General features: G+C 67.3%; 21 protein-coding genes. 14 read left to right on the top strand and 7 right to left on the bottom strand.

From position 1 onward, the window contains the following. Nucleotides 1-226: 226 nt before the first annotated feature. The 6 genes from ribD to METRZ18153_RS0104165 all read right to left on the bottom strand — a co-directional run bounded on the left by ribD (nucleotide 227) and on the right by METRZ18153_RS0104165 (nucleotide 5,717). Complete coding sequence (ribD, locus tag METRZ18153_RS0104190; protein ID WP_020163546.1) at nucleotides 227-1,333, bottom strand: bifunctional diaminohydroxyphosphoribosylaminopyrimidine deaminase/5-amino-6-(5-phosphoribosylamino)uracil reductase RibD; 1,107 nt, start codon at nucleotides 1,331-1,333, stop codon at nucleotides 227-229. Further along, entirely contained in the window at nucleotides 1,334-1,813 is a 480-nt protein-coding gene (gene nrdR, locus METRZ18153_RS0104185; protein WP_019919492.1) for a transcriptional regulator NrdR, read from the bottom strand. 81 nt (nucleotides 1,814-1,894) lie between these two features. Then, nucleotides 1,895-2,785, bottom strand: a complete 891-nt coding sequence (locus METRZ18153_RS0104180) for a flagellar brake protein (protein WP_029143537.1) — start codon at nucleotides 2,783-2,785, stop codon at nucleotides 1,895-1,897. 66 nt (nucleotides 2,786-2,851) lie between these two features. Then, nucleotides 2,852-4,297 carry a LutB/LldF family L-lactate oxidation iron-sulfur protein gene (locus METRZ18153_RS0104175; protein WP_020163544.1) on the bottom strand — a complete coding sequence of 482 codons (1,446 nt, stop codon included), beginning with the start codon at nucleotides 4,295-4,297 and terminating at the stop codon, nucleotides 2,852-2,854. Beyond that, on the bottom strand, nucleotides 4,294-4,959 hold the full coding sequence (locus METRZ18153_RS0104170; protein ID WP_020163543.1) for a LutC/YkgG family protein: 666 nt from the start codon (nucleotides 4,957-4,959) through the stop codon (nucleotides 4,294-4,296). The genes METRZ18153_RS0104175 and METRZ18153_RS0104170 overlap by 4 nt, the downstream gene beginning before the upstream one ends. Beyond that, complete coding sequence (locus tag METRZ18153_RS0104165) at nucleotides 4,956-5,717, bottom strand: (Fe-S)-binding protein (RefSeq protein WP_020163542.1); 762 nt, start codon at nucleotides 5,715-5,717, stop codon at nucleotides 4,956-4,958. The genes METRZ18153_RS0104170 and METRZ18153_RS0104165 overlap by 4 nt, the downstream gene beginning before the upstream one ends. 101 nt (nucleotides 5,718-5,818) lie before the next feature. On the opposite strand from METRZ18153_RS0104165, the gene METRZ18153_RS0104160 reads away from it, so the two are divergent. After that, complete coding sequence (locus METRZ18153_RS0104160; protein ID WP_020163541.1) at nucleotides 5,819-6,529, top strand: FadR/GntR family transcriptional regulator; 711 nt, start codon at nucleotides 5,819-5,821, stop codon at nucleotides 6,527-6,529. A gap of 148 nt (nucleotides 6,530-6,677) precedes the next feature. Here the strand turns inward: METRZ18153_RS0104160 and METRZ18153_RS0104155 are convergent, their stop codons facing one another. Continuing rightward, complete coding sequence (locus tag METRZ18153_RS0104155) at nucleotides 6,678-8,606, bottom strand: sigma-54-dependent Fis family transcriptional regulator (protein ID WP_020163540.1); 1,929 nt, start codon at nucleotides 8,604-8,606, stop codon at nucleotides 6,678-6,680. 385 nt (nucleotides 8,607-8,991) lie between these two features. Between METRZ18153_RS0104155 and METRZ18153_RS0104150 the strand changes: the two genes are divergently transcribed. The 13 genes from METRZ18153_RS0104150 to rpiA all read left to right on the top strand — a co-directional run bounded on the left by METRZ18153_RS0104150 (nucleotide 8,992) and on the right by rpiA (nucleotide 24,821). Next, nucleotides 8,992-9,600: a QcrA and Rieske domain-containing protein gene (locus METRZ18153_RS0104150; protein ID WP_020163539.1), complete on the top strand. Its 609-nt coding sequence runs from the start codon at nucleotides 8,992-8,994 to the stop codon at nucleotides 9,598-9,600. Nucleotides 9,601-9,715: 115 nt separating this feature from the next. Then, nucleotides 9,716-11,437 (top strand): methanol/ethanol family PQQ-dependent dehydrogenase, encoded by a 1,722-nt coding sequence (locus tag METRZ18153_RS0104145; RefSeq protein ID WP_020163538.1) that lies wholly within the window; start codon nucleotides 9,716-9,718, stop codon nucleotides 11,435-11,437. A 62-nt stretch (nucleotides 11,438-11,499) separates the two neighbouring features. Then, nucleotides 11,500-12,375 carry a transporter gene (locus tag METRZ18153_RS0104140; protein ID WP_020163537.1) on the top strand — a complete coding sequence of 292 codons (876 nt, stop codon included), beginning with the start codon at nucleotides 11,500-11,502 and terminating at the stop codon, nucleotides 12,373-12,375. 56 nt (nucleotides 12,376-12,431) lie between these two features. After that, nucleotides 12,432-12,899 carry a DUF1097 domain-containing protein gene (locus METRZ18153_RS0104135; protein ID WP_018230257.1) on the top strand — a complete coding sequence of 156 codons (468 nt, stop codon included), beginning with the start codon at nucleotides 12,432-12,434 and terminating at the stop codon, nucleotides 12,897-12,899. A 24-nt stretch (nucleotides 12,900-12,923) separates the two neighbouring features. Further along, entirely contained in the window at nucleotides 12,924-14,360 is a 1,437-nt protein-coding gene (gene aldA, locus METRZ18153_RS0104130; RefSeq protein ID WP_020163536.1) for an aldehyde dehydrogenase, read from the top strand. Nucleotides 14,361-14,772: 412 nt separating this feature from the next. After that, entirely contained in the window at nucleotides 14,773-17,448 is a 2,676-nt protein-coding gene (aceE, locus tag METRZ18153_RS0104125; protein WP_020163535.1) for a pyruvate dehydrogenase (acetyl-transferring), homodimeric type, read from the top strand. A 170-nt stretch (nucleotides 17,449-17,618) separates the two neighbouring features. Then, nucleotides 17,619-19,028 (top strand): dihydrolipoyllysine-residue acetyltransferase, encoded by a 1,410-nt coding sequence (gene aceF, locus METRZ18153_RS0104120; RefSeq protein ID WP_020163534.1) that lies wholly within the window; start codon nucleotides 17,619-17,621, stop codon nucleotides 19,026-19,028. An 11-nt stretch (nucleotides 19,029-19,039) separates the two neighbouring features. Next, nucleotides 19,040-20,824, top strand: a complete 1,785-nt coding sequence (gene lpdA / locus METRZ18153_RS0104115; protein WP_020163533.1) for a dihydrolipoyl dehydrogenase — start codon at nucleotides 19,040-19,042, stop codon at nucleotides 20,822-20,824. A gap of 306 nt (nucleotides 20,825-21,130) precedes the next feature. Beyond that, on the top strand, nucleotides 21,131-21,793 hold the full coding sequence (locus METRZ18153_RS0104110) for a hypothetical protein (RefSeq protein ID WP_020163532.1): 663 nt from the start codon (nucleotides 21,131-21,133) through the stop codon (nucleotides 21,791-21,793). Nucleotides 21,794-21,800: 7 nt separating this feature from the next. After that, on the top strand, nucleotides 21,801-22,061 hold the full coding sequence (locus METRZ18153_RS0104105) for an HPr-rel-A system PqqD family peptide chaperone (RefSeq protein WP_020163531.1): 261 nt from the start codon (nucleotides 21,801-21,803) through the stop codon (nucleotides 22,059-22,061). Between the two features lie 7 nt (nucleotides 22,062-22,068). Then, the gene (locus METRZ18153_RS0104100; protein WP_020163530.1) at nucleotides 22,069-22,995 is read left to right on the top strand and encodes an HprK-related kinase A; all 927 of its coding nucleotides are present in this window, start codon (nucleotides 22,069-22,071) and stop codon (nucleotides 22,993-22,995) included. A gap of 40 nt (nucleotides 22,996-23,035) precedes the next feature. Continuing rightward, the gene (locus tag METRZ18153_RS0104095; protein WP_020163529.1) at nucleotides 23,036-24,130 is read left to right on the top strand and encodes a nucleotidyltransferase domain-containing protein; all 1,095 of its coding nucleotides are present in this window, start codon (nucleotides 23,036-23,038) and stop codon (nucleotides 24,128-24,130) included. Nucleotides 24,131-24,149: 19 nt separating this feature from the next. Beyond that, a complete protein-coding gene (rpiA, locus tag METRZ18153_RS0104090) occupies nucleotides 24,150-24,821 on the top strand; it encodes a ribose-5-phosphate isomerase RpiA (protein WP_020163528.1) in 672 nt (223 codons plus the stop codon). The last annotated feature ends 30 nt before the right edge of the window (nucleotides 24,822-24,851 follow it).

Here is a 24,851-nt window from a genome sequence, read left to right as displayed (position 1 = left end):
ACAGGGATCACGCCCGACTCGTGGCCGGAGCCGGGTTCAGTGGGAGGGGTCTTGACCCCGACAGCGGCCTGGATCGATGCCGGCGGCTTGCCGCAGCCGCGTCGCGGCCAAGGCCGCTCCCACAGTAACTGCGCCCCATCGGCGACCGGAGGGGTGTTCTGTGGGAGGGGTCTTCTGACCCCGACCGCAGCCTGTGCCGAAACCAGTGCCGCCGGATGGCCCGCGCTTACGACGCAGGTCTAAGCCGGGCCAGCAGCCGCCAGTCCTTGCCCACCGCCCGCATGTCGCGGACGTCTACATCGATGCGCTGGGCCAGCGTGTCGAAGGGGCCCAGATTGAACAGGCCCATGCCGCGCCCGAGCACCGTTGGCGCCAGATACATCAGCAGTTCGTCCACACAGCCCTCGCGCAGCAGCGAGCCGTTCAGCTTGTGACCGGATTCGGCGTGCACCTCGTTGATGCCCCGCGCGCCAAGCGCCTGGAACATGGCGGGCAGGTCAACTTTCCCGCCCTCGTTCGGCAGCACCAGCAGTTCGGCGCCGGCATCGCGCAGCGCCTGCGCCTTCGGCGTGTCGTCGGACGCACACACCACCAGCAGCGGCGAACGTTCGATGTCGGCAAACAGCTTCGCCTGCGGCGTCAGCTGCAACCGCGCGTCGACGATGATGCGCAGCGGCTGGCGCGGGGTATCGACCTCGCGCACGGTCAGGCTGGGGTCATCCTCGATCACCGTGCCGATGCCCGACAGCACCGCACAGGCGCGTGCCCGCCAGCGGTGGCCGTCACGTCGGGCCGCGGCGCCGGTAATCCACTGGCTGACACCGTTCTCCAGCGCGGTGACGCCGTCCAGCGTCGAGGCGGTTTTCAGCCTGACCCAGGGCTTGCCGCGCGTCATGCGCGACACGAAACCGATGTTCAGTTCGCGCGCGTCGGCCTCCAGCACGCCGCAGTCGGTAGCGATGCCGGCGGCGCGCAGTCGCGCCAGCCCGTTGCCGGCGACCAGTGGATTCGGGTCCTGCATGGCGGCGACGACGCGCGCCACGCCGGCCTTGACCAGCGCATCGGCACACGGCGGCGTGCGGCCGTGGTGGCTACAGGGTTCCAGCGTCACGTAGGCAGTCGCCCCGCGCGCAGCGTCGCCAGCGGCTCGCAAGGCATGCACTTCGGCGTGCGGCTCCCCGGCCTTCTCATGCCAGCCTTCGCCGACGATCTGACCATCGCGCACCAGCACGCAGCCGACGCGCGGATTCGGTGACGTGGTCCACATCCCGCGCGCGGCCAGCTTCAGCGCGCGTGCCATGAAAAGGGTGTCAAGCGAGGCGTCGTGCGCCATTCAGCCTCCCGTCTTGCGCGGCGCGCGCGGCGGCTTGGTCACCTCGCGCACGACCTCCGAAAATTCATCGACATCCTCGAAATTGCGATAGACGCTGGCAAAGCGGATGTAGCCGATCTTGTCGAGCTTCTTCAGTTCGCGCATCACCAGTTCGCCGAGGCGGTCGGTGGCCAGTTCGCGCACCCCCATCGTGAGCAGGCGTTCCTCGATGCGGTCCATCGCCAGATCCACCGACTCGGTGGTGACCGGGCGCTTGCGCAGCGCCAGCATCATGCTGGCGCGCAGCTTTTCGCGATCGTAGTCGGCGCGCCGACCGTCCTTCTTGACGATCTGCGGCATCTTCAGCTCGACCCGCTCGTAGGTGGTGAAGCGCTTGTCGCAGTGCGCGCAGCGGCGCCGGCGACGGATGATGTCGCCATCCTCGCTTTCGCGGGTTTCGACCACCTGGGTATCGGGGGAGCTGCAGAACGGGCATTTCATGGCGTCGCTCCGTGCATGGACGGCGCGAATGTTACGCCCGGATGCGGCATTGCGCCGCATTTCGTCCGCGCAAGCGCAGATTCAGGCCACGTCGCTCGCTTCGATCAGCTTCTGATAGGTGTAGGCGGACAGCGCCAGCCGGTCGCTGCCCTGCACTTCGACGAACTCGAGCCCGTGGTGCAGCGCGAAGGCCTCGCCCTCCGAGTCCGGATTGCTGCGCACCGAGCGGATGCCCGCCTTGACATGCACGAACTGGTCGATGTCGTCGAACTGCAGCCTGAACTTCAACTGCAACAGGTCGCCGATTTCACCCAGCGCGGCCTTGGCGGCAAGCAACGCCCCGCCCTTGCTGATATCGACCAGGGTGCCGGCGTACAGCGCTCCATACATGTCGGTGACCGACGAGATCAGCCGCACGCTGGCGCGCTGGGCGCGGCGCACGCGCATGCCACGCACCTTCTTCGGATAGCTCAGGTGCAGGTAGGGAAAGGGCGTGTTCGACATCTTCAGCACGTGCGCCGGGAAGGCGTACACGCTCTTGCCGGAGAAGAAACGGACGACGAAGGCGGCGTCCTGCTTCACCATCGCGTAGGCGCCATCGACCATCGGCGGCGTCACCATGACGCTGCGTCCCTTCGCGTAGCCGAGCAGCTTCACCGCATGGCGCGGTGCGTCGGCGGCGACGCCCTGCAGTTGCAGCAGGTCGCCGACCTGCAGCCGGATGTCCTCCAGGTCGAGCAGGATGCCGTCCTTGTCCGGCGCCGGCTCGCCGTCCGGCACGATGCTGGACGGCGCCTGCACCTGATTGGCCGCCATGCGGTCGCGGTACAGACCGCGCTCGCTCAGCACGTCGAGCTGGTTCTGCGTCTGCACCACGACGCCAGCTTTCAGCAGCAGCTTGTTGTTCTGGTCGTACAGCGAATACGGCAGGGGCTTGCCCAGCACCACATCGGTCTTGCGCACGGGAATCATGACGGCCTCGGAGGCAGCGGTATCCCCGGGGTATCGACAGACCGCGCCAAAACTTGAAGCCGCCGGTCAACGCGGCTGTCCGCGCGCCTTCATCAGATCGTGCAGGCTGCGCGCGGCCGGCCGCAGCGGTGTGCGGTGTTGCGTCCAGCCCATCTGCCGGCGCGGTGCCAGCCAGCGGAAGCGGGTGGCCGCCCATCGCAGCAGCCGGTAACGTCCGGGGCTGGCGTAGATGCCGCTCCAGAAGCGCCACACCAGCTTCTGCCCGACGCTGAACGATGCGCCCTGCCCGGCCAGCGGCTGCGCCACCGCGGCGCCAGGCGCGCGATTGGCTTCGGTACGCAGGCGCATCAGCAACGACGGGATAGGGATGCGCACCGGGCACACCTCGGCGCAGGCGCCACACAGGCTGGAGGCGGTCGGCAGGTCGCGGCTGTCGTCCAGCCCCAGCAGGTGCGGCGACAGGATCTGGCCTATCGGCCCAGGATAGGTGGTGCCGTAGGCATGGCCGCCCACGCGCGCATAGACCGGGCAGTGGTTCATGCACGCGCCGCAGCGTATGCACTGCAGCGTCGCGCGCAGCTGGGCGTCGGCATAGGCCTGGGTGCGACCGTTGTCGAGCAGCACCAGGTGCATGCGCCGCGGCCCGTCCTGGTCGCCGAGCCGACGCGGACCGGTGATCAGGTTGAAATAGGTGGTGGCGGCCTGACCGGTGGCCGAGCGCGGCAGCAGGCTGGCCAGCGGCATCGCGTGTTCCAGCGTATCGACCACCTTCTCGATACCCATCATCGCGATGTGGATGTCCGGCACCGTCGTCGACAGCCGACCGTTGCCCTCGTTCTCGACCAGCCACAACGTACCGGTTTCGGCGATCGCGAAATTGACGCCGGAAATGCCGATGTCGGCCTGCATGAAGCGCTCGCGCAGCACTTCGCGGCCGGTGCGGATCAGCGCATCGACGTCTTCGGTGTAGCCGGCGTCCGGAATCTTCTGTTCGAACAGCCGCGCGATGTCCTGCTTCGTCTTGTGGATGGCGGGCATGACGATGTGCGACGGCCGTTCGCCGGCCAGCTGCACGATGTACTCGCCCATGTCCGATTCGAGACACTCGACGCCGCGCGCTTCGAGGTAGTGGTTCAGTTCCACCTCCTCGCTCACCATGGATTTGCCCTTGATCACCCGCTGCGCGCCGGCTTCGGTGGCGATGCGGTGGATGATGGCGCAGGCCTCGTCCGGCGTTTCCGCCCAGTGCACCTCGACGCCACGCGCCTGCAGATTCGCCTCCAGCTTCTCCAGCAGTGCAGGCAGATGCGCCAGCGCGTGCTTGCGTACCGCCTCGCCCAGATCGCGCAGCGCCTCGGTTTCGACCGGGTCCGGAAATTGGCTGGCGCGCTTGTCACGCAGGAACTGCATGGCGCTGCGGAAGTTGTCGCGCAGCCCGTCATCCGCCAGCGCCTCGCTGACGCGGTCGCGGAATTGCGCGGGCGACACGAAATGCATGGGCTGCGCGCTCATGCCGAGTCTCCTTCGGCGATCACCACCACGACCAGCTCGCGCGGGCCGTGCGCACCGTAGGCCAGCGTCTGCTGGATGTCGGCGGTGCGCGACGGACTGGACACCAGCACGCGGTTGGTCGGCATGTCGTCGGCCCAGCGCTGGCTGCTCGACGCATGGTGCAGGTCGTCATACAGATCGCGCGCATCGATGCAGACCAGACTGATCGGCGGCACCAGCGACAGCGTGCGCGGCAGCGCGCCGCCGTGGTTCAGCAGCAGCGCGCCGGTTGCCGCAATGCCGGCAGCGGCCGGTGTGAACCCGGCGTCGACGGTCGCGAACATGTCCTGCTTCCAGGCCTCGATCGCGCCGTCGAAGCGCACCGCCTCGATGGCGGGCGGCAAGGCCGCCGCCAGCTCGTCGGCGCGCACGCCGCCGTTCAGTGCCAGGCGACGCACGCCGCGCAGGAGCAACGCATCGGCCGCAACGCTCGCCCACTCGGCCGGCTGCGCCACCATCACATCGGCGCGCGAAGCGCGCAGTCGCGCGCACAACTGCTGCAGCCGCTCGCCCGGCGTCAGCCGTGGTCGCTGCGCGTAGTAGGCCGTCACGTCAGGCGGCATCACCGGCGCGCCAGGCTCGGCCGCGCGCAGACGGGCGAGGATGCGTTCGCGGGCGCTCATGCTTCGCCCTCCAGCCGGCGCAGCAGGAAGGTCGCCAGGTGTTCCCCGCGCAGCGCCCGGCCCTGGTGTTCGGCGGCGTGCGAAATGTTCAGCATGCAGCCGCAGTCGGCGGTGACGAAGCGCTCGCAGACCGCCGACAGGCTGGCCACCTTGTCGCGCACGATGGCGCCCGATATGTCCGCGTGCTTGAGCGAGAACACGCCACCAAAGCCGCAGCATTCCGATTCGTTGGCGTGCGTGTCGAGCGTGACGCCGGGCAGCGCCGACAGCAGCTGCACGCCGTGCGCGCGGGTACCCATTTCGCGTCGCGCACTGCACGAGGTGTGCAGGCCGACGGTGACGGGCTCGGCGCTGGCAGCCGAGTAGTCGACGTGCAGCACCTCGACCAGGAAGCCGGCCAGTTCGTACACCCGGCCGGCCACATCGCGGGCGCGCGCCTGCAGCACCGGATCGTCGTCGAACAGCGTCGGCCAGTGGTGACGCATCATGCCGGCACAGGAGCCGGACGGCACGACGATGGGCCAGGGCTGGTCGAACAGCGCAATCTGCGCGGCGGCCACGCGGCGCGCCTCGTCCGGATTGCCGCTGGTGAAGGCCGGCTGGCCGCAGCAGCTCTGGGCGCGCGGAAAATGCACGGTCAGTCCTTCGCGTTCCAGCAGACGTACCGCATCGACGCCGGCCTGTGGCACGAAAAGGTCGATCAGGCAGGTACCGAACAGATAGACCTGATCGGGGCGCGGCGGACGATCTGCGTGCATCGGAAACTCCGGTGGGCACCCTCGAGTGCGATGGAGCAGATGATCGCGGCGCCCGCGCTTCAGGCAAAATTGGTCGGACCAATTCTCCTGCACCCGCCACCATGCCGCCCACCGCCGCCGACCGCGCCACCCGCGAACTCGAGAGCCGCCTGCTCGACGGCCGCTATGCCGCCGGCGCCCGCCTGCCGGCCGAACGCGCACTGGCGGAAGAGCTCGCGGTATCGCGCGGCACGCTGCGCGAAGCGGTGCAGCGCCTGGCCGCGCGCGGTCTGCTGGCCAGCCGCGTAGGCAGCGGGGTCTACGTGACCGACCGCCTGCACGGCGGCCTCACCTCGCCGTGGCGTCAGCTGCTGACCGAACACCCGCACCTCGGCAAGGACATGCTGGAATTCCGCCGCGTACTCGAAGGCGAGGCGGCTGCCTTCGCGGCTGAGCGCGCGACGCGTGCCGACCTGACAATGCTGCGTGGCGTGATCGACCGCCTGCGCCGCGCCCGGTGCGACGACGACGAGGCGCAGGAGGTGCTGCTCGATTCGGTGTGGCACGGCGCCATCGCGAGTGCTGCGCACAACGCGATGTTCGGCTACCTGCAGGCCAATCTGCTCGCACTGCACCGCGAACACATGGCGCAGAACCACGCTGGCCTGCGCTTCGGTGACCGCGCGGTGGCGGAGGCGCTGTGGCAGCAGCACTTCGCGCTGTGGGAAGCGATCCGCAGGCGGGCACCGGAGCAGGCGCGCGACACCATGTACGCGCACATCGACTTCGTGCGGGCGCGGCTGGCGCCCGATGCTGCGGGCGCGATGCCCTGATCGCGGCGGCGGCATGGATCGACGTGCGCGGCACGCATATGCCGCGTCGCGGCCAAGGCCGCTCCCACAGGGATCGCGCCCGACACGTAGTCGGAGCCGGATTCTGTGGGAGGGGTCTTGACCCCGACAGCGGCCGCGATGTCCTGCGTCAGCGGCTGGGGAAGCGCCCGCGACCCAGGCCGTAGCGGCTGAGCCGGCGGTAGAAGGTGGCGCGCGGCATGCCCATCAGCGCGGCCGCCTCGGTGGCACGCCAGCCGGTGGCTTCCATCGCTTCGACGATGCGTCGCCGCTCGTCGGCCTCGGCGTCGCTGCGCGGCAGCGCTGCGGCGGGTTGCGGTTCGTCGAGCGCGCGCAGGATGTTGTCCGGCAGGTGCTCGCGCGACATCGTGTCCGATTCGCACACCGCCACCGCATAGCGCAGCGTGTTGCGCAGCTGGCGGATGTTGCCGGGCCAGGCGTAGGTCATCAGCTCGTCGGCCAGCACGACCGGCAGTTCGATGTCGCGGCCGGCGGCGGCACACTCCTCGTCGAACACCTGCTGCAGAACATCGCGCCGGTCGCTGCGCGCACGCAGCGGCGGCAGCGTGAAGGTGGCGGCATTCAGCCGGTAGAACAGGTCTTCGCGGAAACGACCGGCGGCGACCAGCGATTCGAGGTCGCGGTGGGTGGCGCAGATGACGTTCAGATCGACCTTCTCCGGCTCGGTACCACCCAGGCGCAGCACCTCGCCTTCGGCCAGCACGCGCAGCAATCGCGTCTGCAGCGGCAGCGGCATGTCGCCGATCTCGTCGAGAAAGAGCGTGCCGCCGCTGGACAGCTGGATCTTGCCCGCCTCGCCTTTCGCCTTGGCGCCGGTGAATGCGCCCTCGCGGTAACCGAACAGTTCGCTCTCGATCAGGTTCTCCGGAATCGCCGCGCAGTTCAGCGCGACGAAGGGCTTGTCGCGCCGCTCGCTCTGCGCGTGGATGGCGTGCGCGAACGCTTCCTTGCCGGAGCCGGTTTCGCCGAGCAGCAGGATGGGCAGACGGCTGTTCACGATGCGTTTCAGGCGCTGGATGTCACTGACCAGGCGGGTGTCGCGCACGGTGAGCGTGGAGAAGTCGTGCCGGCCCTGCGCCACGCGCCGCGCGACCCGCCGCTGCTCCGGCACGCGAACGATGGCTGACAGCGCCTGGCCGGTCGTGAGCCGGCGCAGCGCGACCGGCATGCCCGGGCGGTCGTGCGCGGCGCGCAGCAATTCGTCCGCGCTCAGGTCGAATACTTCGTGGAAGGCGCGCGGCAGCGGGCCGGCGTGTTCCAGCAGTTCGACGTGGGCGAGGAAGTTCGCTTGCACGACGTAGCCGCGCTCATCCAGCGCCAGCAGGTAGCTGCGCTCCGGTTCAAGCCCGCGGCCGGCGCCGCCGATCTGCAGCGTCCATCGGTGGCGGTTGGCTTCGATGAACCAGGCGTTCTCGATGAAACGGGCGTTCTGCGCGACCAGCTGGAACACCACCGTCTGACTGCGCCGGTCATCGGGCGAAGCGAGCGCCGAGGCGTTCAACACACCCATGATGTCGTTGTCGGGACCGAAGATCGGTGCCGCGCTGCAGGTGATGCCGATGTTGTAGGCGCGGAAGTGCTCACCCTTGTGCACCAGGATGGGCGCACGATCGACCAGCGTCGTGCCGACGCCGCAGGTGCCTTCGTCCTGCTCGGACCAGCAGGCACCGACACGGAAACCGCGCGACTTGAATTCGTGATCTATGTTCGGCAGGCCGCGGAAATCGACCGTGCTGCCGTCGGCGTCGGTCATCAGCACGCAGTAGCCGGCGTCCTTGATCTGGCTGTGCAGCTTGCCGACGCCCAGGCGTGCGAGCTGCAGGAAGGATTCGATGCGTCCGCAGCGCTCGCGCACCTCCGCCGCACTGAGGATGCGCGGCGCCGCCGGCACTTCGGGATCCACCCGGTAGAGCTCCATCGAGCGCCGCCAGGAATCGGCGATGCGCTCCTCGCCCGCCAGCGCGAGCGCGCCAGCGCGCGCATCCGACGCCGCGGCGACCCGCCTCATGTGTTGCGAAAACTCGTCCCTGAATCGCATGGCCCGTCCTCCTCCAACACGTTTTTCGTCATCGCCGTGCGGTCACGCCGCCAGCTGTTTTCGCGACAGTGTAGGAGACGCCTTCCGCGCGCTTCAAGCGGAACCTCCGTTGCACCGCAGCATCGAAACACCCCTGCAAGCCACTGAATTACAAGGATTTGTCTCACTTCGAGTGAGATTCCGTCTCACCTGAGCGGGAAATCCCGCCGCCCTCGACCTTGCTCGCCTGCGGGATGAATTCCCCGTTCTGGCGGGTAAATCCGGCGCCACTGCGTCGTTTGAAACACCTCTGCAACACAGCCCATCCGCATATCGAAGCCGCGTCCGGCACATGGCACGCCGCTCGCTCCAGGGCTGTTCGCCACACCGAACCTGCGAGGAGACCATGGACAAGGACAACACGAAAAAAATCGCCGACAAGGCATGCGCCCCCTGCTGCATGCAGCGTCGCGATGCAATGAAAGCCGCCATCGCGGTCACCGTCATGCTCGGAAGCGGCCTGCGTGGCGCGCAGGCCAGCGAGCCGGCCGACCTGCCGCCGCAGCCGGGCGACCGCCTGGTGCGCATGGACGACGAAGACACGCCGCAGCCGCTGAAGGTCGCCGACATTCCGCTCGCCAGCAAGCCGGTGCGCGCCCTGCCCTTCGCCGCGACCGATGCGCTGGTACGCGACGGCAGCCGTCTGGGTCGAGTCATCCTGATGCGCTTCGACCCGGCGTCGCTCGACGACGAAACCCGCGCCCGCAGCGCCGACGGCGTGCTCGCCTACTCGGCGGTATGCACCCACCAGGGTTGCGAGGTCAGCGAGTGGGACGCCAATGGCGGCGCGATGTTCTGTTTCTGCCACTTCTCCAAATTTGATCCGCTGAAGGCCGGTGCCGTCACCGCAGGTCCGGCCGCACGCGCGCTGCCCTGGCTGCCGCTGAAGAGCGAGAACGGCGAGCTGGTGGTGGCCGGCGCGTTCAGTTCCGTGCCCGGCGTGCGCAAGGGCTGACCGCGCGATACCGCTTTACACCGTCCGGACGTCACAAGGCGAAGCGTCCGGGCTGCAGCAGCGGTTGCGCCCACGAAGCGCGACCACACCTTCGCCCTAAAACACAGGAGGAAGCATGAAAACCATGATGAAGCGGACCGCCCTCGCGGCGGCACTGCTCGCACCGCTGGCGGCCAGTGCGCTGCCGGCCTACGCGCCGGTGACCGACGCGCGGCTGAACAAGCCGGAGGCGCAGAACTGGCTGATGTACCGCGCCAACTACGCCGGCTGGGGCTACAGCCCGCTCAAGCAGGTGAGCGACAAGAACGTCGACAAGCTGCAGCTGGCATGGGCCTTCTCGACCGGCATGACCGAAGGGCATCAGGCGCCGCCCATCGTGAACAACGGCTACATGTTCGTCGCCACGCCGAACAACCAGGTCATCTGTCTGGAAGCGAAGACCGGCCGGGAGATCTGGCGCTACAAGAAAACCATTCCGGACGAGCTGCAGCAGCTGCACCCGACCAACCGCGGCGTCGCGCTGTACGGCGACCGCGTGTACATCGCCACCACTGACGCCTTCCTGGTCGCGCTCGACGCGAAGACCGGCAAGGAGGTGTGGAAGACCGCGGTGGCCGACTGGAAGTCCGGCTACTACATGACGCTGGCGCCGCTGGCCGCCAAGGGCAAGATCATGATCGGCAGTTCCGGTGGCGAATACGGCATCCGTGGTTTCGTCGCCGCCTTCGATGCCGACTCCGGCAAGGAAGCGTGGCGCACCTACACCATCGCCGGCCCCGGCGAACCGGGCGGCGACACCTGGCCGGGCGATACCTACAAGCGCGGCGGCGGCTCGGTGTGGATCACCGGCACCTACGACCCGGACACCAACCTCGCCTTCTGGGGTGTCGGCAACGCCGGCCCGTGGATGGCCGACACGCGCAGCGGCGACAACCTGTACGCCAACTCGGTGCTGGCACTGGATGTCGACACCGGCAAGCTCAAGGGCTATCACCAGTACCACCACAACGACTCGTGGGACTGGGACGAGGTGTCGGCCCCGCTGCTGATCGACCTCGAGCACAAGGGCAGGAAGGTGAAGTCGCTGGTGCACGCCGGCCGCAACGGCTATCTGTGGATGCTGGAGCGCACCGACAGCAAGGTGAATTACGTCGATGCCTGGCCCTACGTCACGCAGAACGTGTTCACCCGGCTCGACCCGAAGACCGGCCGCCCGACCTACGACCCGGCGCGCATCCCCGCCACCGGCAAGACGGTGAATTTCTGCCCCTCGCTGTGGGGCGGCAAGGACTGGCCGCCCGAGGCCTACAACCCGCATACCGGCCTGCTCTACATCCCGGCGCAGAACAATCTGTGCTCGGAACTGACCGGCGAGCCGGTCAAGTACAACAAGGGCGATCTCTACCTCGGCGTGTCGATCGAGAACGTGCTCACCAATGTGCGCATGACGCCGGAGTCGAAGGTGCATATCGGCGAAGTGCAGGCCTGGGACCTCAAGACCGGCAAGAAGGTGTGGACCCACACCTACCCGGAAATGAACTGGGGCCCGCTGATGACCACGGCCGGCAACCTGGTGTTCGGCGGCGGCACCAACGACCGCAAGTTCCGCGCCTTCAACGCGAGCACCGGCAAGCTGCTGTGGGAATTCCCGACCAACTCGGGCGTGACCGGCGTGCCCTCCAGCTTCGAGGTCGACGGCGAACAGTACATCGCCGTGCAGTCCGGCTGGGGCGTCGATGCCGAGCGCATGCAGGGCGCCTTCAACGCGGTGCTCGACAAGAAGACCACCGTGCCGCAGGGCGGCGTGATCTGGGTATTCAAGCTGCCCAGGAAATGATCCGCGGGGGCGCCCGCTCTGCCGCGCGCCTGCCTGACACACCATAACAAGGACATACCCTCATGAGCACTGCTGCAAACACTCCCATCCGCGCCGCAAAGGCTGTCGTCTCCGCCGCCGGTATCGCACTGGCGCTGCTGTCCGGCAGCGCCAGCGCACAGACCACCTTCGACGTGATCGGTCCGCACGAGTACGACCTGCCGGTCGGCTTCGACCAGCCGTTCAACGTGTTCGTGCAATACGCCACCGTGCAGCGCGACAGCCGGCTGTTCGACAGCGACGGCGATCGTCAGCGCGGCAACAGCGCGCAGAAGATCATCGGCCTGTCGAAGTACGTGCGCTTCTGGACGCCCGAGTCGAACCGCAACATCGGGCTGGCCTTCGAGGTGATCCAGCCGACGGTGGGCATCCGCAACCGCGACGCCGTCGATCCTGACGCGCGTCACATCAGCGGCTTCGGCGACACCATCACCGGCGCGGCGATCTGGTACAAGCCGACGCCCGGTTCGACGCTGGGTTTCCAGACCTTCCTGCAGATCCCGATCGGCGACAAGGACGTCAGCGACACCAACTGGAAGAACCTGTCCAGTCTGCTGTGGTACGTGCCGCTGACCGAGCGCATCGGCTGGACCGGCGACCTGGGCTTCGTCGCGCAGAGCCGGCGCGACGATGGCAATCGCCCGGGCATGCTGTGGCACACCAACAACCGCTTCGGCTACCGCGTGAACGACTGGCTGGAGCCGTTTGCCGGTGTCGACTACGAGCGCATCAGCGGCCGCAACGGCGCCGATGACTCGTGGGGCTTCGATGGTTCGCTCGGCGTGATGTTCCATTACTACGGCAACCAGTCGATTGCGCTGCGCTACTCGCACGGCATCGAGGGCGAGAACCGGCCGGTCAACAACAGCATCAACATCAAGTACGCCTACGTCTGGTAAGTCCCGGCTGGAGGCGTGCCGCGGCGCGCCTCCAGCCTCACTCAAGGAGGCATCAAATGAAACTGCTGCACGCACTCGCACTGAGCATCGCGCTGCTGGTCGCACTGTGGGTCTGCCTGAGCATCGGCATGCCGAACCTGCAGCTGAACCCGTGGATAGGCTTCGTCGCCTGGGCCACTTTCTTCGCCGCCGGCGGCGGCAGTCAGGCGCTCGGCAAGTCGGCTTTCGCTGCGCTGGCTGGCGTCGTGCTGACGGCCGGCACGATGTGGCTGGTCGCGCTGGCCGGCGGCAGCCTGCCGGCGCTGGCGCTGCTGGTCGCGGTGCTGGCCTTCGTGCTGGTGGCGATGGCCGACGTCGCCGCCCTCTCGTACACGCCGGCCGCCTTCCTCGGCGCGGCCACCTATTTCGGCGCCACCGGCGACACCTTCGAGAAGGCGCTGTTCGTCGGCCTCACCTGGGTCGCCGGCCTCACCTTCGGCTACCTGTCCGAGTCCTTCGGCAAACGCATGACGCGTGCCGCCTGATTTCCGTCCCAAGGAGAAGCTGCAATGAGTACCCATCACAATTACATCGACGGTCGCTTCGACGAGGCCGACGTCGCCACCCGCATCGAGGTGTTCAATCCGGCCACGCACGCCTTGCTCGACACGGTGCCGGAAGCCGGCGTCGCCGCGGTCGAGCGAGCGATCGCCGCCGCCCGTGCGGCACAGCCGCAGTGGGCGAAGCTGCCGGCCATCCAGCGCGCCGCACATCTGCGCAAGGTGGCCGAAGGCCTGCGCGGCGTGCGCGAGGAGATGGCGCGCCTGCTGACGCTCGAACAGGGCAAGACGCTGGGCCTGGCGCGAGTCGAGGTCGACTTCACTGCCGACTACCTCGACTACATGGCGGAATGGGCACGCCGCATCGAAGGCGAGGTGCTCACCAGCGACCGCCCGGGCGAAAGCATATTCCTGCTGCGCAAGCCGGTCGGCGTGGTTGCCGGCGTGCTGCCGTGGAACTTCCCGCTCTTCCTGATCGCCCGCAAGATGGCGCCGGCGCTGGTCACCGGCAACACCATCGTGATCAAGCCGAGCGAGGAAACACCGCTCAACGCCTTCCTGTTCGCCAAGCTGGTACATGCCGCCGAACTGCCGCGCGGCGTGTTCAATCTGGTCGGCGGCCGCGGTGAAACCACCGGCGCCGCGCTGACCGGCAGCCGTGCCATCGACATGGTGAGCTTCACCGGCAGCGTGGAGACCGGCAGCCGCATCATGCAGGCGGCGGGCCGCAACCTGACCCGCGTCAATCTGGAACTGGGCGGCAAAGCGCCGGCCATCGTGCTGGCCGACGCCGACCTCGATCTCGCCTCGACCGCGATCACCGCCTCGCGCGTCATCAACACCGGACAGGTGTGCAACTGCGCCGAGCGCATCTACGTGCAGCGCGCAGTGGCCGACGAGTTCATCACCAAGCTCACCGCGAAGATGGCGGCGACCCGCTACGGCGACCCGATCGCCGACCAGAGCATCGACATGGGCCCGCTGGTGAACAAGGAAGGCCTGGACAAGGTCGCCGCCATGGTCGAACAGGCGAAGCGCGACGGCGCCCAGTGCGTGCTCGGCGGCCAGATCGCCGACCGCGCGTCCGGCTATCACTACGAACCCACCGTGCTGATCAACTGCCACGCCGACATGGACATCATGCGCAAGGAAATCTTCGGCCCGGTGCTGCCGGTGCAGCTGGTCGACGATCTGGACGAGGCGGTGGCCCACGCCAACGCGTCGGACTACGGCCTGACCTCGTCGGTCTATACGCGCGATCTGAATGCTGCAATGCGCGCGATCCGCGACCTGCAGTTCGGCGAAACCTATGTCAATCGCGAGAACTTCGAGGCGATGCAGGGTTTCCACGCCGGCCGCCGCAAGTCGGGCATAGGCGGTGCCGACGGCAAGCACGGGCTGTACGAGTACACGGAAACCCACGTGGCCTACATACAGCACGGCTGACGCGCGATCCGGGTGAGGCGATCCCTCACCCGTCGTACGCCATCCGGGTCTTGTACAAGACCAGACGATCTCCTCGGTTGCGGGCACTCCGGCCCCGGAGTTGCCCGCTTTTTTGCGGCCTGACGACCGGATTTCGGTTTTCCACCACTGGCGGCAAGTCCGGGGGGTGTCCATAATTGCGACACGTCGACGCGGGCGATCCCTGCGTTCGACGCTGCCATGGCAGCTACCCGCTGCCGCTTCAGAGCTGTCGACACTTGCATCACCCATGCGCAGACGGACAGGCGCCTCGGACGAGCTTCTCTTCGCCCGGCACGCTGACGACCCCGGGCGGGCTCCATGCCCCGACCGGGTTGTGCATCGGCGGTGCATCTGATCGAACGGCTCGATCAAAAAAGAGGAGAAAGCCTGGATGTCTGCACTACCCAATCCCCTGCTCGCTTCCGACCCGGACGCCGTCGAAACCCAGGAATGGCTCGACGCGCTGGAAGGCGTGATCGAACACGCCGGCGAGCAGCGTGCGCATTACCTGATCGAGCGGCTGACCGAGCTGTCGCGGCGCGCCGGCATCAACATTCCGTACTCGGCCACCACCGCCTATGTAAACACCATACCGGCCGGCAAGCAGGTGCAGGCCCCCGGTGATTACGAGATCGAACACCGCATCCGCAGCTACATCCGCTGGAATGCGATGGCCATGGTGCTGCGCGCGAACAAGGACACCAACGTCGGCGGCCACATCGCCAGCTTCGGCTCCAGCGCCACCCTGTACGACGTCGGTTTCAACTGGTTCTGGCACGCGCCCAGCCCGACCCACGGCGGCGACCTGATCTACTTCCAGGGCCACTCGGCCCCCGGCATCTACGCCCGCGCCTTCATGCTGGACCGCCTGACCGAGGCCCAGCTCGACAGCTTCCGCCAGGAGGTCGGCGGCAAAGGTCTGTCGAGCTATCCGCATCCGTGGCTGATGCCGGACTTCTGGCAGTTCCCGACGGTGTCGATGGGTCTGGGCCCGCTGCAGGCCATCTACCAGGCCCGCTTCATGAAGTACCTGCAGGACCGCGGCATCGCCAACACCGAAGGCCGCAAGGTGTGGTGCTTCATCGGTGACGGCGAGACCGACGAGCCGGAGACGCTGGGCGAAATCGCGATGGCCGCCCGCGAGAAGCTCGACAACCTGATCTTCGTCGTGAACTGCAATCTGCAGCGCCTCGACGGCCCGGTGCGCGGCAACGGCAAGATCATCCAGGAACTGGAAGGCGATTTCCGCGGCGCGGGCTGGAACGTGATCAAGCTGCTGTGGGGCAGCTACTGGGATCCGCTGCTGGCGCAGGACAAGACCGGCCTGCTGGCGCAGCGCATGATGGAAGTGGTCGACGGCGAATACCAGACCATGAAGGCGCGCGACGGCGCCTATGTGCGCGAGCACTTCTTCGGCAAGTATCCGGAACTGGCGGCCATGGTCGCCAACTGGAGCAATGACGACATCTTCCGCCTGAACCGCGGCGGTCATGATCCGCACAAGGTGTATGCCGCCTACCACTCGGCGGTGAACCACACCGGCCAGCCCACCGTCATCCTGGCCAAGACCATCAAGGGTTACGGCATGGGCGGCTCGGGCGAGGCGCAGAACATTTCTCACCAGCAGAAGAAGGTCGATCTGGAATCGCTGCGCGAATTCCGCGACCGCTTCGACCTGCCGATCAAGGACAGCGAACTGGAATCGCTGCCCTACCTGAAGTTCGACGAGAACTCGAAGGAAGTGGCCTATATGCGCGAGCGCCGGATGGCGCTCGGCGGCTACCTGCCGCAGCGTCGTTCCAAGGCCGAGCCGCTCGAAGTGCCGCCGCTGTCGGCCTTCGACGCGCTGCTTAAGGCGTCCGGCGAAGGTCGCGAACTGTCGACCACGATGGCCTTCGTGCGCATCATGAACATCCTGCTGCGCGACCCGCACATCGGCAAGCGCGTGGTGCCCATCGTGCCTGACGAATCGCGCACCTTCGGCATGGAAGGCATGTTCCGGCAGATCGGCATCTGGAACCAGGAAGGCCAGAAGTACGTGCCGCAGGACGCCGACCAGCTGATGTTCTACAAGGAATCGAAGACCGGCCAGATCCTGCAGGAAGGCATCAACGAGGCCGGTGGCATGAGCGACTGGATCGCCGCCGCCACCGCCTACTCGGTGCACGGCGTGGCAACGATCCCGATCTACATCTTCTATTCGATGTTCGGCTTCCAGCGCATCGGCGACCTGATCTGGGCCGCCGGCGACCAGCGCTCGCGCGGTTTCCTGGTCGGCGGCACGGCCGGTCGCACCACGCTGAATGGCGAAGGTCTGCAGCATGAGGACGGCCATTCCCACCTGTGGTCCGGCGCGGTGCCGAACTGCATCAGCTACGACCCGACCTTCTCGTACGAAGTCGCCGTCATCGTGCAGGACGGCCTGCGCCGCATGATGGCCGAGCAGGAGGACGTGTTCTATTACCTGACGGTGATGAACGAGAACTACGAGCACCCGGCGATGCCGGATGGTGCCGAAGCGGACATCCTGAAGGGCATGTACCTGTTCCGCCGCGGCGCCGCGTCCAACGGACCGCGCGTGCAGCTGACCGGCAGCGGCACCATCTTCCGCGAAGTGATCGCTGCCGCCGACCTGCTGAAGAACGACTGGGGCGTCGAAGCCGATCTGTGGTCCTGCCCGAGCTTCACGCAGCTGGCCCGCGACGGCGCCGACTGCGCACGCTGGAACCTGCTCAACCCGCTGGAGACGCCGCGCGCCTCGCATGTCGAGAACTGCCTGCGCGACACGCGCGGTCCGGTGATCGCGGCGACCGACTACGTGCGCCTGTTCGCCGAGCAGATCCGGGCCTATGTGCCGCGCCGTTACGTCGTTCTGGGTACCGACGGCTTCGGTCGCTCGGACACGCGCGAGGCACTGCGCTCGCATTTCGAGGTGGACAGACACTGGGTGACGGTAGCAGCGCTGAAGGCGCTGGCCGACGACGGTGCGCTGGACCGGGCGAAGGTTGCGGAAGCCATCGCGCGCTACGGTCTGGACGTGACCAAGCCGAACCCGCTGTACGTCTGAGTCGGAAGAAGCGGACCGCGAATCGATGCCGACACGCTGGTCGCCGCGGATGAAGATCATGAAAGGTCTTCATCCGCGGCGACCGGAGCTGTCGGCGCCGTTCGGCGGTCGGCCTTCAACACCCACGCCCCGGTCGCGCTGTGCGCGACCGCATCGAATGCGAGGCTTGAATGAGCACGATCAATATTGAAGTACCCGACATCGGCGACTTCTCCGATGTCCCCGTTATCGAAGTGATGGTTAAACCTGGCGACCGCGTCGAGGCCGACGCGCCGCTGGTGTCACTCGAATCGGACAAGGCCACGATGGACATTCCGGCGCCGCACGCCGGCGTGATCGGCCAGATCACGGTCAAGGTCGGCGACCGCGTGTCGCAGGGCAGCGTGATCGGCACGATGGAGGTGGGCGAAGCGCCCGCCGCTGCTCCCGCTGCCGCGCCAGCGCCCTCACCTGCACCCACTCCGGCGCCTGTTGCGGCAGCCGTGACGCCGGCTCCGACGGCGGCAGTCGCCGCCGCACCGGTCGCCGCTCCAGTCGCGGTCGCCGGTGCCGCGCCCGCCACGACCACGCAGTCGGCCCGCGGCGACTACACGCCGGCCGCTGGCGCGGTCGCGCTGCCCAGCGCCGCCGACATCGCCGCCGAACTGGTGGGCGGCAAGAAGGCACACGCCAGCCCGTCGATGCGCGCCTACGCGCGCGAACTGGGCGTCGACCTCGCCCGCGTGAAGGCCAGCGGACCGAAAGGCCGCATCACGCGCGAGGACATCAACGCCTTCGTCAAGGGCGCGCTGCAGGCGCCGGCCACCGCGCAGGCCGCGACCGGCGGCGGAGGCGGACTGGATCTGCTGCCCTGGCCCAAGGTCGATTTCACCAAGTTCGGCGACATCGAACGCAAGCCGCTGTCGCGCATCCGCAAGCTGTCGGCGGCCAACCTCGCGCGCAACTGGGCCATGATTCCGGCGGTCACCTACCACGAGGACGCCGACGTCACCGACCTCGAAGCCTTCCGCCAGCAGATCAATGCGGAACAGGCCAAGGCCGGCGTCAAGCTGACCATGCTGGCCTTCATCATCAAGGCGGTGTGCTCGGCGCTGAAGAAATTCCCCGAGTTCAACAGCTCGATCGACCTGCAGGCGGAAGAGCCGGCGCTGATCATGAAGCAGTACTGCCACATCGGTTTCGCCGCCGATACGCCGGGCGGACTGGTGGTGCCGGTCATCCGCGACGCCGACAAGAAGGGCGTGGCGCAGCTGGCGGCCGAATGCGGCGAGCTGGCGACGAAGGCGCGCGACGGCAAGCTCTCTGCCGCGGAAATGCAGGGCGCCTGCTTCACGATTTCCAGCGTGGGTGGCCTCGGCGGTACCGGCTTCGCGCCCATCATCAATGCGCCGGAGGTCGCCATCCTCGGCGTCAGCCGCAGCACGATGAAACCGGTGTGGGACGGCTCGGCCTTCCAGCCGCGCCTGATACTGCCGCTGTCGCTGACCGCCGATCACCGCGTGATCGACGGCGCTGCGGCCACCCGCTTCAATGCCCATGTCGCCGCGCTGCTGGCCGACATGCGTCGCGTGCTGATGTGAGGGAGCAGAACATGAGCACACTGACTGTAAAAATCCCCGACATCGGCGACTTCAAGGACGTGCCCATCATCGAAATCATGGTGAAGCCGGGCGACACGGTTGAGGCCGATGCGCCGCTGATGTCGCTGGAGTCCGACAAGGCCACGATGGACATCCCGGCGCCGCAGGCCGGCCGCATCGTCGAACTGCTGGTGAAGGTGGGCGACCGCGTGTCCGAAGGCAGCGTGGTGCTGACGATGGAAGCCGCTAGCGCAGCCGAAGCGGCAGCTGTGCCAGCACCGGCCGCTGCACCCGCGGCGGCGCCCCCTGCACCGGCCGCAGCCGTCGCTGCGGTGACTGCCACCGGCAGCGCACCGGCCAAGGTCGATGAAAGCTGCGCCTTACTGGTGATCGGTGGCGGCCCCGGCGGCTATTCGGCCGCCTTCCGCGCCGCCGACCTCGGTCTGGACGTGGTGATCGTCGAACGCTACGCCACGCTGGGTGGCGTCTGCCTGAACGTCGGCTGCATTCCGTCCAAGGCCCTGCTGCACGTGGCGGCGGTGGCCGACGAGGCCGAAGCGCTGGCCGCGCACGGCATCAAGTTCGGTGCGCGCGAAGTGGACCTCGACGCACTGCGCGGCTGGAAGGACAAGGTGGTCGGCAAGCTGACTGGCGGACTGTCCGGCATGGCCAAGGCACGCAAGGTGAAAGTGCTGCGCGGCACCGCCCGCTTCGTCGATCCGAATCATGTCGAGATCGCACTGACCACCGGCGACGGCAAGGCTGAAACCGGCGAGAAGAAAGTGCTGAAGTTCGGCCACTGCATCGTCGCCGCCGGCAGCCAGGCGGTGAAACTGCCTTTCATGCCGGACGACCCGCGCGTCGTCGATTCGACCGGCGCACTGCTGCTCGCCGACATTCCGAAGCGCATGCTGGTGATAGGCGGCGGCATCATCGGGCTGGAAATGGCCACCGTCTATTCGACGCTGGGTGCCCGCATCGACGTGGTCGAAATGACCGGCGGCCTGATGCAGGGCGCCGACCGCGACCTCGCCAAGGTGTGGGAGAAGAAGAATGCCCACCGCTTCGACACGGTCATGCTGAACACCCGGGTGACCGGCGCCGAGGCAACAGCGGAAGGCATCAGGGTGAGTTTCGAGGGCGCCAAGGCGCCGGCCGAACCGCAGACCTACGACCGCGTGCTGGTCGCGGTCGGCCGCTCGCCGAACGGTCGCAAGCTGAATGCCGAGGCCGCAGGACTGCAGGTGGACGAGCGCGGTTTCGTTCCGGTCGACAGCCAGATGCGCAGCAACGTCGCCCACATCCACGCCATCGGCGACATCGTCGGTCAGCCCATGCTGGCGCACAAGGCGGTGCACGAAGGTCACGTCGCGGCGGAAGTGATCGCCGGCCACAAGCGCCACTTCGACGCCACGGTGATTCCGTCGGTCGCGTATACCGACCCGGAAGTCGCCTGGGTCGGCCTGACCGAGGACGAAGCGAAGGCCCAGGGCCGCAAGGTGACCGTCGGCAAATTCCCGTGGGCGGCCAGCGGACGGGCGATCGCCAACGGCCGTGACGAAGGCTTCACCAAGCTCATCTTCGACGCGGAAACCCACCGTATCGTCGGTGGCGGCATCGTCGGCACGTCGGCCGGCGACATGATAGGCGAGGTGGCACTGGCCATCGAGATGGGCGCGGACGCGGTCGACATCGGCCACACCATCCACCCGCACCCGACGCTGGGCGAGTCGATCGGCCTCGCAGCGGAAGTGGCCGAAGGCAGCTGTACCGACCTGCCGCCGGTACGCCGCTGACGCAGCGCTGCTGCGCGTCCGACCCGCTGCCGGGCAGGCCTTGCAGGCCGCCCGGCAGCGGCCGTCGGCGAAATTTACAGTCCCCCCGACAAGCCCCGGCGGAATGATTGAAAAAATCTGAAAACACACGCTCAATCATTCACTTGCATGGAAAAATCACAAGCGGTCCGCTTCTTGCTAGTCATCGGCTATCCAACGATCGCCTGACGCAAGCTGCGCATCCTCAGGCCGCCGTGATCAAGTCGGCGCGCCAGCATGGACAAGCGCGCTAACATCCGCGGCAACGTGCCTTATCGGTGAAATCAAATGAATGAGCTCGACAAGAACAGTCAGACCGACGCAACCCCCACCCCGCAGACCGAGCAAGTGGATGCCGCACGGCGGCGTCTGACCCGCGGCGGTGCAGCGGGCGCCGGTGTGCTGCTGTCGGTGGCGAGCCGTTCCGCTTTCGGCACCAGCACCTGGGGCACCTGCACCGGCTCGGAAATCGCCTCCGGCAATCTGTCGCGTGAAGGCACACCCCGCCCCTGCGGCTGCAGCCCGGGCTTCTGGGGCAACAAGAACGGCAAGAAGATCTGGGAAAACCCGGACCTCATCCCTTTCATCTATGCGCAAGGTCAGTACTTCAACAGCGTGTTCGGCGTAGCCTTCTTCAAGCCGTCGAAGAACGAAACGCTGCGCGACGGCATCGACAAGACCGGCGTGATCTACGACAAGACCATGAGCGGCGGCTGGTGCCCGACCAACAAGATCAACAACATGCAGACCTGCGCCTTCCACGCCGTGGCGGCGCTGCTCAATGCGCAGTACTACGGAAACCGCTACCCGGTCATTGGCATGCAGTCGCCAGAGGCGGTGATCGCCGCCTTCCAGACCGCTTTCAGTGGTGGCGTGAGCGCCCTCGAAGCCTTCATCACGAAGGTCGATGTTTACAAGTCCGGCGTGTGGTGCGAAGGCCAGAACCACTGATCGACAAATGAACAGGGTGCTGTGGTCTCTGGTAACACCCGAGGCCATGTCGGTAGTGAACTGGCCCGACGGGTCAGTGCTTTACAACGCGAGAACCACGACCACGACGATGCTCACGCGCACTGCCGGCGCCATCGTCGCGCGGTTGAAGGCCGGAGCGGCCGATACCGATGCGCTCGCCGGGCTGTGGCCGGCCGATGACGACCTGCCGCTCCTCGAACTGCTGGACGCGCTCGCTCGACATGGCATCTTGCGCGCAGCAGACTGAAGCACTCGTGTCCCACCGCCCACCTCTCTCCACCCTGACGCCAGCGGAACTGCGTAGACGGCTGCACAGCCAGCACGGACTGCGGCTGCAGCTCGGCCGTTTCGTCGCAGGCATCCGCTCCAACTTCGATTCGGTCGCGGACGGACTGCAGGCGCTCTACGCCGACTATCCGGTGGCGGCAGACGACGATTTCTGCGATTACCCGGTCGAGGTACGCAGCAGCGGACTGCGTCGCTATGTGCGTCCGCAGGCCATCTTCCGCTTCGAGGGCACGCAGCCTTTCAAGCCACTGCCCGGCAATCAGGCGGTCGCCATGCTCGAATGGGGCCTGAACTGGGTGTTCACCAACCACGCCCAGCACTACCTCATCATCCACGCCGCCGTGCTCGAACGCGACGGACTCGGCCTCATCATGGCCGCTCCACCCGGTTCGGGCAAAAGCACGCTGTGCGCGGCACTGGCGCTGCGCGGCTGGCGTCTGCTGTCGGACGAACTGGCAATGATCGGCCTCGACGACGATCTGCTGATGCCGCTGCCGCGACCGGTCAGCCTGAAGAACCAGTCGATAGACATCGTCCGCCAGCTCCCGGGCCAGCCGGTGATCGGCCCGATCGCGCACGACACCGCCAAGGGCACCGTGGCGCACATGCGCGCGCCGCGTGCCAGCGTCGAGGCAGCGCTGACACCGGTGCAGCCGCGCTGGATCGTGTTTCCGCAGTTCGCTGCCGGTCATGCGCTGGACATCGAAGCGCACGGCAAGGCGCACACCTTCATGCAGCTGGTGAGCAATTCCTTCAACTATCCGCGTCTCGGCGTCACCGGCTTCGAAGCGATGGGCCGTCTGGTCGATGGCTGCGACGGTTACACTGCGCGCTACGGCTCGCTCGACCAGATCGTGCCGGCACTCGAATCGATCTGCACGCGTAGCGCCTGAGGCGGGCCGGCACCGCCGGCCGCTGCGCCCCGACCGGAACATGAGCCGACAGACGGACACCCACCTGGCGAGAGCACTCGCCACACCCGAATTCACCGAACGCTTCGACGCGCGCGACTGGGAAGCCCTGATCGGGCAGGCGCGCACCAGCGATCTGCTCGGACAACTGGCCGAGCGGCTGCGCGACGCCGGGCGCCTCGAAAGTACGCCATCGCAGGTGCGCTTCCATCTCGATGCCGCGCTGCGCATCGCCGCACTGCACCGCGATTCGCTGCTGCAGGAACTGGCGGTGATCGGCGACGCGCTGCAGTCGCTCGACCAGCCTGTGCTGCTGCTCAAGGGGGCCGCATACGCAGTCGCCGGTCTGCACGCAGGGCGTTCGCGCCTGTTCAACGACATCGACCTGATGGTGGCCAAGGAGGTCATCGATCGGGCCGAAGGCGCGCTGTTCCGCAGCGGCTGGCGCCCGACCCACCTGAATTCCTACGACCAGCGCTATTACCGGGAGTGGATGCACGAACTGCCGCCGATCGAGCACATGACGCGCGGCACCGTGATCGATCTGCACCACACCATCGTGCCGCCGACCTCCGGCCACATCCCCGACGCGGCACAGCTGATCGCCGACGCGCGTCCAGTCGTCGTGCCGCACTGCCCGGACGTGTTCCGCGTGCTGTCGCCGGTCGACATGGTGATGCACTCGGCCTGCCACCTGTTCTTCGGCGAATTGCAGAAGGGCTTGCGCGACCTCTACGACCTGCACTGCCTGCTGGTCGAGTTTTCGCCGGAAGCCGGCTTCTGGGCCGCGCTGCTGCCGCGCGCACGCGCGCAGCAGCTCGAGTATCCGGTGCTGCTGGCGCTGCGTTTCGCGCAGCGGATCTTCGGCACCGACATTCCCGATGCGGTCGCGACCGAATGCCGCACGCGCCTGGCAGCCCGACCGGCCGGTGCGCTGACCGACCACCTGATAGACGCGTCGATGTATCCGCTGCACCCGAGCAGCGATTCGCCGTGGCGTCGCGCGCGCCGGCAGATCCTCTATGCACGCAGCCACTGGCTTAGAATGCCTTTGCACCTGCTGATCCCGCATCTTGCTTACAAGGCCTTCATCCACGACGATGGCAAGGCCGCCTGAATACCGAGGACTCCGTTCGATGACCGCCGATGAACTGAAGATTGCCGTCGCCCGCGCCGCCCTGCCCCACGTCATACCGGGCGACCTGCTCGGTGTGGGAACCGGCTCCACCGCCAACCACTTCATCGACCTGCTGGCTGCCGAGAAGATCGAGATCGCCGGCGCGATCGCCAGTTCGGAGGTGTCCGCCGCCCGCCTGCGCAGCCATGGCATCAAGGTACTGACGCTGGACGAGGCGATCGCCTCCGGCCGCCGCATCCCGGTCTATGTCGACGGCGCCGACGAGATCGACCCCGGCCTCAACCTGATCAAGGGCGGTGGCGGGGCGCTGACAAGAGAGAAGATCGTCGCCGCCGCATCCGACTGTTTCGTCTGCATCGCCGACAGCTCGAAGTGCGTCGACATGCTGGGGCGCTTCCCGCTGCCGATCGAGGTCATTCCGATGGCGCTCGGCCTGGTCGCACGAGAACTGGCCAAGCTCGGCGGCGTGCCGAAGCTGCGTGAGGGCTTCGTCACCGACAACGGAAACCTCATCCTGGACGTTGCAGGACTGAAGATCGCCGAACCGGCGCTGTTCGAGAGCGAACTCGACCACCTCACCGGTACCGTGACCAACGGGCTGTTCGCCCGCCGGCGCGCCGATGTTGCGCTGGTGTCGTCGGCCGACGGCGTGCGCACGCTGCACGCCTGAACATCGCCGCCCGCACGGGGTCGAACCCCA

Source organism: Methyloversatilis discipulorum, from assembly GCF_000385375.1.
GTDB lineage: Bacteria > Pseudomonadota > Gammaproteobacteria > Burkholderiales > Rhodocyclaceae > Methyloversatilis > Methyloversatilis discipulorum_A.
This window is presented reverse-complemented; position numbering and strand designations above follow the sequence as displayed.

Coding starts and splice junctions, on each gene's coding strand:
- ribD (WP_020163546.1), bottom strand. CDS start 1,333: ATGGCGCACGACGCCTCGCTTGACACCCTTTTCATGGCACGCGCGCTG.
- nrdR (WP_019919492.1), bottom strand. CDS start 1,813: ATGAAATGCCCGTTCTGCAGCTCCCCCGATACCCAGGTGGTCGAAACC.
- METRZ18153_RS0104180 (WP_029143537.1), bottom strand. CDS start 2,785: ATGATTCCCGTGCGCAAGACCGATGTGGTGCTGGGCAAGCCCCTGCCG.
- METRZ18153_RS0104175 (WP_020163544.1), bottom strand. CDS start 4,297: ATGAGCGCGCAGCCCATGCATTTCGTGTCGCCCGCGCAATTCCGCGAC.
- METRZ18153_RS0104170 (WP_020163543.1), bottom strand. CDS start 4,959: ATGAGCGCCCGCGAACGCATCCTCGCCCGTCTGCGCGCGGCCGAGCCT.
- METRZ18153_RS0104165 (WP_020163542.1), bottom strand. CDS start 5,717: ATGCACGCAGATCGTCCGCCGCGCCCCGATCAGGTCTATCTGTTCGGT.
- METRZ18153_RS0104160 (WP_020163541.1), top strand. CDS start 5,819: ATGCCGCCCACCGCCGCCGACCGCGCCACCCGCGAACTCGAGAGCCGC.
- METRZ18153_RS0104155 (WP_020163540.1), bottom strand. CDS start 8,606: ATGCGATTCAGGGACGAGTTTTCGCAACACATGAGGCGGGTCGCCGCG.
- METRZ18153_RS0104150 (WP_020163539.1), top strand. CDS start 8,992: ATGGACAAGGACAACACGAAAAAAATCGCCGACAAGGCATGCGCCCCC.
- METRZ18153_RS0104145 (WP_020163538.1), top strand. CDS start 9,716: ATGAAAACCATGATGAAGCGGACCGCCCTCGCGGCGGCACTGCTCGCA.
- METRZ18153_RS0104140 (WP_020163537.1), top strand. CDS start 11,500: ATGAGCACTGCTGCAAACACTCCCATCCGCGCCGCAAAGGCTGTCGTC.
- METRZ18153_RS0104135 (WP_018230257.1), top strand. CDS start 12,432: ATGAAACTGCTGCACGCACTCGCACTGAGCATCGCGCTGCTGGTCGCA.
- aldA (WP_020163536.1), top strand. CDS start 12,924: ATGAGTACCCATCACAATTACATCGACGGTCGCTTCGACGAGGCCGAC.
- aceE (WP_020163535.1), top strand. CDS start 14,773: ATGTCTGCACTACCCAATCCCCTGCTCGCTTCCGACCCGGACGCCGTC.
- aceF (WP_020163534.1), top strand. CDS start 17,619: ATGAGCACGATCAATATTGAAGTACCCGACATCGGCGACTTCTCCGAT.
- lpdA (WP_020163533.1), top strand. CDS start 19,040: ATGAGCACACTGACTGTAAAAATCCCCGACATCGGCGACTTCAAGGAC.
- METRZ18153_RS0104110 (WP_020163532.1), top strand. CDS start 21,131: ATGAATGAGCTCGACAAGAACAGTCAGACCGACGCAACCCCCACCCCG.
- METRZ18153_RS0104105 (WP_020163531.1), top strand. CDS start 21,801: ATGAACAGGGTGCTGTGGTCTCTGGTAACACCCGAGGCCATGTCGGTA.
- METRZ18153_RS0104095 (WP_020163529.1), top strand. CDS start 23,036: ATGAGCCGACAGACGGACACCCACCTGGCGAGAGCACTCGCCACACCC.
- rpiA (WP_020163528.1), top strand. CDS start 24,150: ATGACCGCCGATGAACTGAAGATTGCCGTCGCCCGCGCCGCCCTGCCC.